Origin of the sequence: Acidovorax sp. GW101-3H11, from assembly GCF_001633105.1 — a bacterium.
Classification (GTDB): domain Bacteria; phylum Pseudomonadota; class Gammaproteobacteria; order Burkholderiales; family Burkholderiaceae_C; genus Acidovorax.
On record NZ_LUKZ01000031.1, the window covers coordinates 167,152 to 179,497 of the forward strand.

The window sequence follows — 12,346 nt, forward strand, 5'->3', positions numbered from 1 at the left end:
CCCACCGGGCTTTCACCCTCAACGTCTTTTTTCGGGAGACCGGCATGGACGCCATGGAGCGCACAGAAAAACTGCAGGCCGCCGCCACAGCGGTGGGGGCCCTCGTGGCCCTGGTGCCTGCAGCCAGCATCGGCGGCAACATCTTTGTCGCCATCCTCGCAGCGCTGGGTGTCGGATCGTTGGCCGGGGGCGCGGTCATGCTGCGCTGGCTGCTTACCGACGAAGGCGATGCCTACCTGCGGGCCGACTCGCGCATCTCGGGCCGCTCCACATCGCGCACCTCCGTGTGGCTGGGCAATCTGGCGCCGGGGGTGGTCTTGACCGGCCTGGCGGTTTTGCTCCACCTGCGCATGGGCTGACCCCGGCACGCCCCACAGCGCGGCGCGGCGTCACCCCATCAGCGGTGCGGGTTGTGTGCTGGAGGCATCCAGCCCACGCAACGACGTGCCGTGGAATGTGCCCTGCAGCAAGCGGTGCTGCAGCGCCCAGGCCTCCAGGTGGTCCAGCGGCAAGGGGCGGCTGAAGTAGTAGCCCTGCAGCTCCTCGCAGTCGAGCGCGCCCAGCACCTGGGCCGTGGCTAGGTCTTCCACGCCTTCGGCCACGATCTTGAGGCCCAGCGTGTGGCCCAGCGCGATGATGGCGCGGGTGATGGCCATGTCGGCGGGGTTGGTCAGCATGTCGCGCACAAAGGATTTGTCCACCTTGAGGCGGTCGATGTCAAAACGCTTGAGGTAGGCCAGGCTCGAATAGCCGGTGCCGAAGTCGTCGATGGACAGCTGCACACCCAGCGCCTTGAGGGCCGCCAGCTGCTGCGCGGCGGCATGGGCGTTGTCCATGAGCTGGGACTCGGTGATCTCCAGCTCCAGCCGGTGGGCGGGCATGCCGGTGCGGGCCAGCAGCGCCTCGATGTCGGGCACCAGCGCCGGGTCGGACAGCTGGGCGGCCGAGAGGTTGACGGAGATCGACACATCCGCCAGCGGGTGCGCGCCCCGGTCCTGGGGCTGCGTCTGCCAGCGTGCCCACTGCTCGCAGGCCTGCTGCAGCACCCAGCCGCCAATCGCGCGGATCATGCCGCTCTCTTCGGCAATGGGGATGAACTCGCTGGGCGGGATGGCGCCGAGCACCGGGCTGTTCCAGCGCAGCAGCGCCTCCACCCCCAGCAGGCGCGCGCCCTTGGCCGACAGGCGCGGCTGGTAGTGCAGGCTCAGCTCGTCGCGCTCCAGCGCGCGGCGCAGCTGCTGCTCCATGGTCTGGCGTGCCACGGCGCGCAGGTCGGTTTCCATCGAATAGAACAGCGCCATGTCGCGGCCGGTGGTCTTGGCCTCGTACATGGCGGCGTCGGCGCGGCGCATGAGTTCGTCGATGTCGCTACCGTCCTCGGGGTAGACGGCGATGCCCACGCTGCAGGACACGTTCAGCTCGTGCCCTTCCACCGGGTGGCTCTGGCGTATGAGCGGGATCAGGCGCCGCTCCACCAGCTGCTGCACGTCCTCACGCCCGGCCACGTCGCGCATCACCACCACAAACTCGTCGCCGCCCAGGCGGCTCACCGTGTCGCGGCTGCGCACGGCCTGGGTGAGGCGCGCGGCCACCGAGCGCAGCAGGCCGTCGCCAATGTGGTGGCCCAGCGTGTCGTTGATGGACTTGAAGCGGTCCAGGTCAATGAACAGCACGGCCACCTTCTCGCCGGTGATGGGCGCCTGGGCCAGCGCCATCTGCAGGCGCTGCACACACAGCGAACGGTTGGGCAGCTCGGTGAGCACGTCGTGGTGCGCCAGGAACTGGATGCGTTCCTCGTTGTGCTTGCGGTCGGTGATGTCGATGGCAATGCCGATGTGGTTGGCCACCGCGCCGCCCTTGCCCTCGCGCACGGCCGACACCATGAGCCAGGCCGGGTAGGTCTCGCCCGAGCGGCGGCGAAACCGCACCTCGCCCTGCCAGGATTCCTTGTCGGCCATGGTGCGGCGGATCTGCGCTGACAGCGGCTCGCCACCGGTCTCTTCCAGCAGCGAGCCCAGGCCCTCGCCGATGAGTTCGTAGAAGTCGTAGTGCGTGCTGCGGCAAAACGCCTTGTTCACACTGATGATCTGCTGCTCGGCGTTCATGATGATGATGCCCTCGGACGAGGCCTCGAACACCTTGGCCCACAGCTCCAGGCGCTGCTCCATCACCTTGAGCACGTTGATGGGCGTGAACGCCGTGAGCACCGAGTCGCGCCCCTGGAACTGCAGGCGCCGCGCCGACAGCACGGCCCACGAGGGCTCGGGGCTGCCCTTCCAGCGCACTTCAAATTCATCGACCGAGCCCTGGTCCGCCAGGCGCTGGAAGAAGCGCGCGCGCACGCCGGGCTCCAGCCCCACGGCCCAGGGGTCGGTTTTGCGGCCGCCCAGCCAGTGGGCGGCGGGCGCGTTGGAGTGCAGCACCTCGTGCTCGGGGATGGACGTGACCACCATGGGGATGGGGAAGGCCTCCACCAGCTCGCGCTGCGCCTCGGCCGCGCGGGCGCTGGCGGCCAGCTCCTGCTGCAGCACGCGGTCGCGGTCGAGCTGCGACAGCATCTCGTTGAACGCGGTGACCAGACGGCCGATTTCGTCGCGGCTGTTCCACTCTGCGCGCAGGGTGTGGTCACCGCTCTTGCGCACCTCGTCGGCCACACGGGCCAGTTGCTGCAGCGGTTTGGCAATTTGGCGCGCGACCAGGGTGACGAGCGAGAGGATGCAGCCCAGCAGCACCAGCGCCGTGCCCAGGTGCAGCCACATGCGCGCAAACAGGCTGTCCACCCGCTGGTTCAACAGGCGCTCCAGGTCCACGATGCCCACCGACCAGGCATCGCGCAGCGCGCCCAGCACCTGGGCCTGCTGTGCGCCCACCTGGGCCAGCGTCAGGCGCGATTCGCCAGCGGCAATGCCCTGCAGCAGGGCCTGCAGGCTTGCCAGCGACGCCTTGAGCGCCTCGCGCTGCGGGCCCAAGGCCGCGCGCATCTCGGGCGACCCCGCAATGAAGGCCTGGTTGTAGTCCGACTCAATGCCCTGCGCCACCGCGTCCAGCCGGCCCGCCAGCGTGAGCAGCTCCGAGTTCCACTGCGGCCCCCGCGCCGAGGGCGCCGCGCTCAGAAAACTCACCGTGTCGTGCACCGCCTGCAGCAGCTCGGGGAAGCGCAGCACCACCAGCGACATCACGTAGTAGCTGTCCAGGTCCGGGTCCAGGATCAGGTTGGACTGGTTGCCCACGGTGGTGAGCAGCTCGCGCCCCTCGCGCAGCAGCTGGCTGCGCTGCAGGGTGAGCGACGGGGCATTGCCCCCGGCCGATGCCCCCGGGGCGGGCGATGCCGTGCCGGGCAATTGCTCCAGCGCGGTGCTGAAGCGCTGGCCAGCATCGCCCGTGTGCAACTGCTCGTCGTGGGCCTCGCGCACCACGGCCAGCCGGGCCAGCACCTCGGCCACCAGCGGCGGCTGCTGGGACGCATCCAGAAACTGCCCCAGCAAACCGTCGCGCACCACCGCCGCATAGGTGGTGCCCACGATCTCCTTGCGCGTGAAGTCGATGGCCAGGTACTTCTCATGGATCAGGATGCTGGAGACGTAGATCACCGCCGTCAGGTCCAGCAGATAGATGAGCATGAGCTTGCGGCCCACACTGAGGCGGCCCAGCCAACCCGATACGCGGCGCATGAATGCCATGGTGTTGCGGCAAGGGCCCGCCCAGGCGGGTGGCCTGGGCTACCCACCGGAGAGTGAATAGGAGTGTTACAACATGAAGCAACTTCCGCGCCATTGCAGTGCAGCCAGCCCGTAAGACGCCAACCAGGCACCCCGTTGGGGGACAGACAGGCGGCCCTTGCGCTACCGGCGCGAATAAGGGCTATAATCTCCGGCTTTGCTGGCAATGCCCCGTCGGCCAAATACTAGTTACAGACGGGGAAACCGCTTTGTACGGACTTGAGGCCCGATCTCCCCAAGCCCCTCTGCAGGCACATTTGGAAAACATTAGCTAATGACTACGATCCGCGTAAAAGAAAACGAACCCTTTGACGTTGCACTGCGCCGCTTCAAGCGCACCATTGAAAAGCTCGGCCTGCTGACCGACCTGCGCGCCCGTGAGTTCTACGAAAAGCCCACCGCCGAGCGCAAGCGCAAGAAGGCTGCTGCCGTGAAGCGTCACTACAAGCGCGTTCGCAGCATGCAACTGCCCAAGAAGCTGTACTAAGTACCGCTTTGGCTTCGTCCCTCACCGGACAGCCGACAAACCCGCGCTAGGGACGCCAAGCGCGGGTTTTTGTTTTTTCGGGTTTGCAAAAAGCCCCTCTGGCGTCGTTGTAGCACCTTGCCGTAGCAGCACTACTGTCTGCGGCGTTGACGCCTAGCCAGAAAGCCTTTTTGCAAACCCCTGTTCTTGTCTAAAAACCAACCAAGGAAGCCTCATGAGCCTCAAGGACCAGATCACCGAAGACATGAAAACCGCCATGCGTGCCAAGGACAGCGAGCGCCTGGGCACCATCCGCCTGCTGCAGGCCGCGATGAAGCAAAAGGAAGTGGACGAGCGCATCGTGCTGGACGACGCGGCCGTGGTCGCCATCGTGGACAAGCTCATCAAGCAGCGCAAGGACTCGATCACCGCGTTTGAAGGCGCAGGCCGCCAGGACCTGGCCGACAAGGAAAAGGCCGAGATGGCCGTGCTGCAGGCCTACCTGCCCGAGCGCATGTCGGCCGAAGAAACGCTGGCCGCCGTCAAGGCCATCGTGGCCGAAATCGGGGCCTCGGGCCCTGGCGACATGGGCAAGGTGATGGGCGTGGTCAAGACCCGCCTGGCGGGCAAGGCCGACATGGGCCAGGTGTCGGCTGCGGTGAAGGCGGCGCTGGCGGGCTGATCGCCCCTCACCACCACAACCCCCCAGTCAGTATCTTTTTGATAGCTGCTACCGCTTGCCAGACGGGCGGTAGCGGCTATTTTTGCTTCAAATCGGGGCGTTTGCGCCCGCGTCCGCACCCCGCGCCATCCACCCAGCACGGAAATGCGCCTGCAGAAACTCCACGCACACCCGCACCTTGGCCGAGCGCTCCAGCCGCGTGGGGTACACGGCCCACACATTGGCCTCTTGCTGCCACTGCGGCAGCACCTGCACCAGGTGCCCGGCCTGCAACAGTGCACCCACATCCCAAAGCGAGCGCAGCACCACGCCGCGCCCGTCCACCGCCCACTGCACGGCCATCTCGCCGTTGTTGGCCGACAGCGGGCCGCGCACCTTCACCGATTCTTCCTGCGCGCCGCTGCGCAGGCGCCACACGCCAAACGGGTGGTCGCGCTCCTTGATCACCAGGCAGTCGTGCGCGGCCAGGTCGGCCACGGTGCGTGGCGTGCCCTTGAGCTGCAGATAGGCCGGCGCTGCGCACAGCACGCGGTGGTTGTCCGCCAGGCGGCGCGCGATGAGGTGCGGCGCAATCTCGTCGCCCACGCGCACGTCCAGGTCAAACCCTTCGCCCGCCACATCCACCAGCCGGTCGAACACTTCGAGCCGCACCTGCAGCCCCGGGTGCTGCTCCACCAACCGCGACAGCGCGGGCGCCACGATCTGGCGGCCAAAACCAAAGCTGCTGCTCACCCGCAGCAGGCCGCGTGGCTCGCTGCGCGTCACCGCTACCTCCTGCATCAGCTGCTCCATGTCGTCCAGGATGCGCTGCGCCCAGTGGAACACCCGCTCACCCTCCTCCGTCACCGCCACGCGGCGGGTGGTGCGGTGCAGCAGCTTGACTTGCAGGTCCTGCTCCAGCAGGCGGATGCGCTTGCTCACGTAGGCGGGTGAGGTGCCCAGCTCGGTGGCCGCGCCGCCAAAGCTGGCCTTGCGCACCACGGCGGTGAACACACGCAGGTCTTCGGCAGCAGGATTTTTATGCACGATTTGTGAAGGATGAGGCCACAGTTGGCGGATTGTAGTTTCTGTCGGCGCTTGAAACAATCCTGCCATCGGCCCCGCACCCCGTGGGCCCCTTCCATTCAGGACCTCTACCATGCCCCAGCCCTCCCCCACCCCCTACCGCATCGCCCTCATCGCCGGAGACGGCATCGGCAAAGAGGTTTTGCCTGAAGGCCTGCGCGTGGTGCAAGCCGCCGCAGCGCGCTTTGGCATTGCGCTCGAAACCACGACCATCGACTGGGCCAGCTGTGACTACTACGCCGCCCACGGAAAAATGATGCCCGACGACTGGAAGGCGCAGCTGTCGGGCATGGACGCCATCTTCTTCGGCGCCGTGGGCTGGCCGAGCGCCGTGCCCGACCACGTGTCGCTGTGGGGCTCGCTGCTCAAGTTCCGCCGCGAGTTCGACCAGTACATCAACCTGCGCCCCGTGCGTTTGTTTGAAGGCGTGCCCTGCCCCCTGGCGGGCCGCCAACCCGGCGACATCGACTATTACGTGGTGCGCGAGAACACCGAGGGCGAATACACGTCGCTCGGCGGCCTCATGTACGAAGGCACCGACCGCGAAATCTGCATCCAGGAATCCGTCTACTCCCGCCACGGTGCCAACCGCCTGCTCAAATTCGCGTTCGACCTGGCCCAGAGCCGCGCCAAAAAACACGTCACCCTGGCCACCAAAAGCAACGGCATCGCCATCAGCATGCCCTGGTGGGACCAGCGTGCCGACGACGTGGCCCAGGGCTACCCCGAGGTCACGCTGGACAAGCAGCACATCGACATCCTGACCGCGCGCTTCGTGCTGCAGCCCGGCCGCTTTGACGTGGTGGCCGCCACCAACCTGTTTGGCGACATCCTGAGCGACCTGGGTCCGGCCACCACCGGCACCATCGGCCTCGCGCCCTCGGCCAACCTCAACCCCGAGCGCACCTTCCCCAGCCTGTTCGAGCCCGTGCACGGCTCGGCGCCCGACATCTATGGCAAGAACATCGCCAACCCGATTGCGATGATCTGGTCCGGCGCGCTGATGCTGGACTTCCTCACGCAGGGCCAAGGGGCAGGACGCGCGGCGCACGATGCCATCGTCAACGCCATCGAAGAAGTGATCAAGAGCGGCCCGCGCACGCCCGACCTGGGCGGCGCGGCCAGCACCACGCAGGTGGGCGAAGCGATTGCGGCGCGGGTGGCGGGGCGCTGAGCCACGGCCCTTGCCCAAATGCTCCTATTTCCATAGCTTAAAAGGCATGCCCATCGCGCGATGACGGCCTTTTTGCTTGAAACAACAGGCTAGGTGGCAATGTCCTCGTGCAGACAGAGGTAGTTGCCCTCGGTGTCCTTGAACCACGCGGCCTTCTCGGCGCCCAGCACACACACGTGGTTCACGGTCTTGAGGCCCGGGAAGTCGTAGTCCTCGAAGACCACCTTCACGCGTTTCAGCGCCTCGATGGTGGCGGCGATGTCGGCCACCTGAAAACTGATGGCCGTGTGGTCGGCCTTGGTGCCTTCCGGCTTGGGGAACAGCGCCAGCGTGCTGCCGCCCACGGCATAGACAAACTTGCCATCGGGCCGAAACCCGCCGGGTTTCAGGCCCAGGCAGCCCTCGTAGAAAGCACGGGCGCGGTCCATGTCCATCACAGGCAGCATGGTGGTTACGGAAGCATCGGACAACATACCAAGTCCTTTCGCTCAATCCGGCCCCGGGCCTTGCAGCCCCCTGGTATGCACCAGGCCCCGGTCCGGGCCGTCTGACCGGTGGTGCAGTCTAGGCCGATCCCCGCCGCCTGAACAGTGCACGCAGTATCTGCAATGCAGGCAGTGAGGAGGCCCGCCCCCATCACCCCCCATGGGGCGGCACCCTGAAGTTCTCGGTGATGCGCTTTTCCGCCCGCGCCAGGGCCGCGCCCAGCGCCCGCAGCCACTGCCCGCCCAGGCGCCGCACCCGCCGGGTCCAGCGGCCCCCACGGGCCCGGTGGCACGGCCCCCGGCGGCTGGTAGGCGTGGGATGGGAGGGTCGTGCTTTCGGGGTCCAGACGGGTGGGATGCAACATGGCCCGGATGCTCGGGTATGGCGTACCATCTGCAAAGTTGAATTCAATGAAGCCTCAATTCATAAAAACTGATGCGTAACTTCAACCTGGACCACCTGCAGACGCTGATTGCGATTGCCGACCTGGGCAACTTTGCAGCGGCTGCACAGGCGCTGCACCTGGCGCCGCCCACCATCAGCCTGCACATCAAGGAGCTGGAATCGCGCCTGCAGGCCGACCTGGTGGTGCGGGGTCGGCGGCAGGCCGAGCTGACGCCCGCCGGCGAAGTGCTGGTGCAGGAGGGGCGCCAGCTGCTGCTTGCCTGCGATGACCTGATGGAGCGCGTGCAGCGCCACGCATCCGGGCGCGAAGGCATGGTCCGGGTGGGCGTGTCGGCAGGGGTCAGCACCCGGCTGCTGCCGCGCATGCTGGAGGCGCTGGCGACACGCTGCCCCGGGGTGGAAATCCGCCTGGAGGCGGTGGGTTCGGCCGAGTCGATGCAGCGGCTCAAGGCCGGCACGCTGGACATTGCCATCGTCGCCAGCCCCCAGCCGCCGCTGGCCGAGGTAAAGCAAACGCCCTGGCGCAACGACCCCATGGTGGCCCTGCTGCCCGCCGCGTGGGACGCGCCCGACCACATCGGCCCCGACTGGCTGGCCACCCGCCGCTGGGCATCGTTTGCGCCCGCTACACAAATGCACGGGCTGATTGCGAACTGGTTTGGCCAGGCGGGCCACCACCCCCGCCCCTTTCTGGCGCTGAGCTACCCCGGCGCGCTCAAAAGCCTGGCGGTGGCCAGCCAGTGCGCCGCGCTGTTGCCGATGGAGGAGGTGGAAGACCTGCAGGGCACACCCGGGGTGCAGATTCGGCCCCTGCAGCCGCCCCTGATGCGCCCCATGACCGTGGCGCACCGCCACCAGCCACCGCCCTCGCCTGCGGTGGAGGGTGTGCTGCAACTGCTGGCCGGCTTTGCTGACGCATAGTCCGCACGGCGTCGATCACAACGAAGCTTTTCAGCGCCGCTACCGCAGCACAGGCAGACAGTGGGTTCAGCTCCCCGCCACCTTCATGCGGTTGACCAGAATGGAGCCCACCGTCTTGGCACCGTAGTTGTAGGCATCCGCACCCACGGCCTCGATGCCCTTGAGCATGTCTTTCAGGTTGCCCGCGATGGTGATCTCGTGCACGGGGTAGGCGATCTTGCCGTTCTCCACCCAGAAGCCACTCGCGCCGCGCGAATAGTCGCCGGTCACGTAGTTCACGCCCTGGCCCATCAGCTCCACCACAAACAGGCCGGTGCCCAGCTTTTGCAGCATGGCGTCCAGGTTGTCGCTGGCTTGGGTGAGGCGCGAGGTCAGCACCAGGTTGTGCGAGCCCCCGGCGTTGCCGGTGGTCTTCATGCCCAATTTGCGGGCCGAGTAGCTGCTGAGGAAGTAGCCCTCCACCCGCCCGCCCTTGACCACCTTGCGCGGCGCCACGCGCACGCCCTCTTCGTCAAACGGTGAGCTGCCCTTGCCGCCCAGGATGAACGGGTCTTCCAGAATGTCGATGTGCTTGGGGAAGACCATCTTGCCCAGCGAGTCGAGCAAGAAGCTGCTCTTGCGGTACAGCGAGCCGCCGCTCACGGCCTGCACAAAACCGCCCAGCAGGCCTGCGGCCAGGGTGGATTCGAACAGCACCGGGCATTGCGTGGTGGGGATCTTGCGGCTGCCCAGGCGGCTCAGGGCGCGCTGCGCGGCGTAGCGGCCCACGGCCTCGGGCGAGGCCAGATCGGCGGCGTTGCGCATGGAGCTGTACCAGGCGTCGCGCTGCATCTCGGCATTGCGACCGGGCAGCGAGGCGATGGGTGCCACCGAAAAGCTGTGGCGTGAGCTGGCATAGCCGCCACGAAAACCGCGCGTGTGGGCGCTGAAAAAATGGCTTTGCTGGGCCGACACGCCCGCACCCTCGCTGTTGGTGATGCGGCGGTGGGTCTTGAGCGCGGCGGCCTCGCAGGCCTTGGCCATCTCGGCGGCCTCTTCGCTGGTGACGGCCCAGGGGTGGAAGAGCTGCAGATCGCGGTGCGTGTCTGCGGGTGCGATGTCTTCGGCATCGGGCAGCCCCGCCACGGGATCTTCGGCGGTGAAGCGGGCGATGTCGTAGGCCGCCTGCACGGTCTGCTCGATGGCTTGGTTAGAGAAGTCCGACGTGCTGGCATTGCCCCGGCGGTGGCCGATGTAGACCGTCACGCCCAGGGATTTGTCGCGGTTGCGCTCCACGTTCTCCAGCTCGCCCTTGCGCACGCTGACCGACAGGCCGCAGCCTTCAGACGCCTCGGCGCCTGCGTCGGTGGCGCCCAGCTTTTTGGCATGCGCCAGGGCGCGGTCCACCAGCTCTTCAAAAAACGGGCGGCTGTAGCTGAAGCCGCTGTCAGGGGTGCGGGAGGTGGCAGCTGCGGGCGCAGCAGCCAGCGCGCCGGGGGTGCGCGGGGCGCGGTTGGAGGGTTTGTTCATAGCGGCGGCTATGATACTTGCCACTTTGGCGCACTCGCTGCCACCTCTCTCTTTGCCCCCACCCCATGTCACGCAAACCCAAAAAAGGCTACTTTGTGCGAGGCCATTTTGTTGCCGAAGGCAGCGAACTGGACATTCAACTCAAGGCCGAACTCAAAGGCACGCCCGATGCCAGCCGCACCGATCTCAAACGCGAGAGCGACGAACTGCAGGACCTGGGCAAGGAGCTTTTGAACCTGCGCGCCGACCTGTTCGACGCCGTGGGCCTGCCCGACAAACTGGTGGACGCGCTGGCCGAGGCCAAGCGCATCACCAACTTTGAAGGCAAGCGCCGCCAGATGCAGTACGTGGGCAAGCTCATGCGCAAGCTGGAGCCCGAACTGGTGGACGCCGCCCGCCAGGCCCTGGAAGAGCAGCACAAGGGCTCGGCCACCGAAAAGCTGCAGCTGCACCTGGCCGAGCAATGGCGCGACCGCCTGATCGCCGATGACGACACGCTGGCCGCCTGGATGGCCGAGCACCCCACCACCGACACCCAGCAGCTGCGCGCGCTGATCCGCCAGGCGCGCAAGGATGCGCAGCCCGCAGGCAAAGAGGCCAATGTCCAGGTTTCGCAAGGCCTGGCCCCGCGCAAGGGCCGCGCGTACCGCGAGCTGTTCCAGCTGGTGCGCGAGCACCTGGGCGGCACGGGCACGGCAGAAGCCAGCGACACCGACGAGGACCACGGCGATGAGTGAAGCCGTCCTCCACGACGCCGTGAAGATCGGCATCGTCTCCATCAGCGACCGCGCGAGCACCGGCGTCTATGAAGACAAGGGCCTGCCTGCGCTGCAGGACTGGCTCACGCGCGCGCTGCACAACCCCATCACCTTCGAGCCGCGCCTGATCCCCGACGAACAGGCGGGCATTAGCGCCACGCTGATCGAGCTGGTGGACGCTGGCTGCAGCTTGGTGCTGACCACCGGCGGCACCGGCCCCGCGCTGCGCGACGTGACGCCCGAGGCCACGCTGGCCGTGGCGCACAAGGAGATGCCGGGTTTTGGCGAGCAGATGCGCCAGATCAGCCTGAAGTTTGTGCCCACCGCCATCCTCTCGCGCCAGGTGGCCGTGGTCCGTGGGCAAAGCCTGATCATCAACCTGCCCGGCCAGCCCAAGGCGATTGCCGAGACGCTGGAGGGGCTGAAGGATGCTGATGGAAAGCAGATCGTGCCCGGCATCTTTGCTGCGGTGCCGTACTGCATTGACCTGATCGGTGGCCCCTACCTGGAGACGCGGGACGAAGTCTGCAAAGCCTTTCGCCCTAAAAACGCGATCCGGGTGCCCACCGCTTAACCGCTGCGGCCGCGCCTGACACAGCCGCAAAGCGATCCGCGCCAAAGCCCACAGCAAGGGGGCCTGGCGCCCAGAAGACCTCTTGACCCTGCATGACCTCCGCACTGCCCATCCCATCGAATGACGAACGCCGCAACCACGAGCGGCGCATCCTGCGGGTGCAGGCCGAGTTGATCCTGACGGGCCGCCCTCCCATGGCGGTGCGCACCATGGACATCAGCGAGGGGGGCCTCAGCGTGTTGTGCCCTGTCAATCTGCCTGCGCGCACTGAGTGCACGGTGAAGGTGTCACTGCCCCTGCCACCCACCGGCCGCAAACCCGTGGAATTGCGGGCCGTGGTGCGCTACAGCATCCTGAGCAGCTCAGGCGGCGGGTTTCAACTGGGGATGAGCGTGCCCGTGACCGACCCGGTCACCGCTGCGGCGATCAAGGCATACATGAATCGCCCCGGGTTTTGAGGAGGCTCTTTTCTCTGAGAGGATTGAGCCATGAAGAAGTCAAACAAGTTCTCGCCTGAGGTGCGTGAGCGTGCGGTGAGATTGGTGCAGGAGCACCGGGGGGAGTACCCATCCCTTTGGGCAGCCATC

Annotated in this window: 12 protein-coding genes; 8 read left to right on the top strand and 4 right to left on the bottom strand. The window is 66.8% G+C overall.

Annotated elements, in window-relative coordinates:
• The first annotated feature begins 44 nt into the window (after positions 1-44).
• The gene (locus tag A1D30_RS22355; RefSeq protein WP_063462923.1) at positions 45-359 is read left to right on the top strand and encodes a hypothetical protein; all 315 of its coding nucleotides are present in this window, start codon (positions 45-47) and stop codon (positions 357-359) included.
• Between the two features lie 30 nt (positions 360-389).
• Here A1D30_RS22355 and A1D30_RS22360 read toward each other — a convergent pair whose 3' ends face one another.
• Complete coding sequence (locus tag A1D30_RS22360) at positions 390-3,680, bottom strand: EAL domain-containing protein (RefSeq protein WP_063462924.1); 3,291 nt, start codon at positions 3,678-3,680, stop codon at positions 390-392.
• A 313-nt stretch (positions 3,681-3,993) separates the two neighbouring features.
• Between A1D30_RS22360 and rpsU the strand changes: the two genes are divergently transcribed.
• Positions 3,994-4,206, top strand: coding sequence for a 30S ribosomal protein S21 (gene rpsU / locus A1D30_RS22365; protein WP_007833691.1), 213 nt, complete (start codon positions 3,994-3,996; stop codon positions 4,204-4,206).
• 214 nt (positions 4,207-4,420) lie between these two features.
• A complete protein-coding gene (locus A1D30_RS22370; protein ID WP_055400197.1) occupies positions 4,421-4,867 on the top strand; it encodes a GatB/YqeY domain-containing protein in 447 nt (148 codons plus the stop codon).
• Between the two features lie 87 nt (positions 4,868-4,954).
• Here A1D30_RS22370 and A1D30_RS22375 read toward each other — a convergent pair whose 3' ends face one another.
• Positions 4,955-5,893: a LysR substrate-binding domain-containing protein gene (locus tag A1D30_RS22375; RefSeq protein WP_199866032.1), complete on the bottom strand. Its 939-nt coding sequence runs from the start codon at positions 5,891-5,893 to the stop codon at positions 4,955-4,957.
• Positions 5,894-6,005: 112 nt separating this feature from the next.
• Between A1D30_RS22375 and A1D30_RS22380 the strand changes: the two genes are divergently transcribed.
• Positions 6,006-7,106, top strand: coding sequence for a tartrate dehydrogenase (locus A1D30_RS22380; RefSeq protein ID WP_063462926.1), 1,101 nt, complete (start codon positions 6,006-6,008; stop codon positions 7,104-7,106).
• Between the two features lie 89 nt (positions 7,107-7,195).
• Here A1D30_RS22380 and A1D30_RS22385 read toward each other — a convergent pair whose 3' ends face one another.
• The gene (locus tag A1D30_RS22385) at positions 7,196-7,579 is read right to left on the bottom strand and encodes a VOC family protein (RefSeq protein ID WP_063462927.1); all 384 of its coding nucleotides are present in this window, start codon (positions 7,577-7,579) and stop codon (positions 7,196-7,198) included.
• A 448-nt stretch (positions 7,580-8,027) separates the two neighbouring features.
• Between A1D30_RS22385 and A1D30_RS22390 the strand changes: the two genes are divergently transcribed.
• Complete coding sequence (locus A1D30_RS22390; protein ID WP_063462928.1) at positions 8,028-8,918, top strand: LysR family transcriptional regulator; 891 nt, start codon at positions 8,028-8,030, stop codon at positions 8,916-8,918.
• A 66-nt stretch (positions 8,919-8,984) separates the two neighbouring features.
• Here the strand turns inward: A1D30_RS22390 and pmbA are convergent, their stop codons facing one another.
• On the bottom strand, positions 8,985-10,427 hold the full coding sequence (pmbA, locus tag A1D30_RS22395) for a metalloprotease PmbA (RefSeq protein WP_063462929.1): 1,443 nt from the start codon (positions 10,425-10,427) through the stop codon (positions 8,985-8,987).
• Positions 10,428-10,492: 65 nt separating this feature from the next.
• On the opposite strand from pmbA, the gene yjgA reads away from it, so the two are divergent.
• From yjgA to A1D30_RS22410, 3 genes are all read left to right on the top strand, one after another.
• On the top strand, positions 10,493-11,164 hold the full coding sequence (gene yjgA / locus A1D30_RS22400; RefSeq protein ID WP_063462930.1) for a ribosome biogenesis factor YjgA: 672 nt from the start codon (positions 10,493-10,495) through the stop codon (positions 11,162-11,164).
• A complete protein-coding gene (gene mog, locus A1D30_RS22405; protein ID WP_063462931.1) occupies positions 11,157-11,759 on the top strand; it encodes a molybdopterin adenylyltransferase in 603 nt (200 codons plus the stop codon). The genes yjgA and mog overlap by 8 nt, the downstream gene beginning before the upstream one ends.
• A 92-nt stretch (positions 11,760-11,851) precedes the next feature.
• Positions 11,852-12,217: a PilZ domain-containing protein gene (locus tag A1D30_RS22410; RefSeq protein ID WP_063462932.1), complete on the top strand. Its 366-nt coding sequence runs from the start codon at positions 11,852-11,854 to the stop codon at positions 12,215-12,217.
• Positions 12,218-12,346 lie beyond the last annotated feature (129 nt).

Coding starts and splice junctions, on each gene's coding strand:
- A1D30_RS22370 (WP_055400197.1), top strand. CDS start 4,421: ATGAGCCTCAAGGACCAGATCACCGAAGACATGAAAACCGCCATGCGT.
- A1D30_RS22355 (WP_063462923.1), top strand. CDS start 45: ATGGACGCCATGGAGCGCACAGAAAAACTGCAGGCCGCCGCCACAGCG.
- rpsU (WP_007833691.1), top strand. CDS start 3,994: ATGACTACGATCCGCGTAAAAGAAAACGAACCCTTTGACGTTGCACTG.
- A1D30_RS22390 (WP_063462928.1), top strand. CDS start 8,028: ATGCGTAACTTCAACCTGGACCACCTGCAGACGCTGATTGCGATTGCC.
- A1D30_RS22360 (WP_063462924.1), bottom strand. CDS start 3,680: ATGGCATTCATGCGCCGCGTATCGGGTTGGCTGGGCCGCCTCAGTGTG.
- A1D30_RS22410 (WP_063462932.1), top strand. CDS start 11,852: ATGACCTCCGCACTGCCCATCCCATCGAATGACGAACGCCGCAACCAC.
- yjgA (WP_063462930.1), top strand. CDS start 10,493: ATGTCACGCAAACCCAAAAAAGGCTACTTTGTGCGAGGCCATTTTGTT.
- pmbA (WP_063462929.1), bottom strand. CDS start 10,427: ATGAACAAACCCTCCAACCGCGCCCCGCGCACCCCCGGCGCGCTGGCT.
- A1D30_RS22385 (WP_063462927.1), bottom strand. CDS start 7,579: ATGTTGTCCGATGCTTCCGTAACCACCATGCTGCCTGTGATGGACATG.
- mog (WP_063462931.1), top strand. CDS start 11,157: ATGAGTGAAGCCGTCCTCCACGACGCCGTGAAGATCGGCATCGTCTCC.
- A1D30_RS22380 (WP_063462926.1), top strand. CDS start 6,006: ATGCCCCAGCCCTCCCCCACCCCCTACCGCATCGCCCTCATCGCCGGA.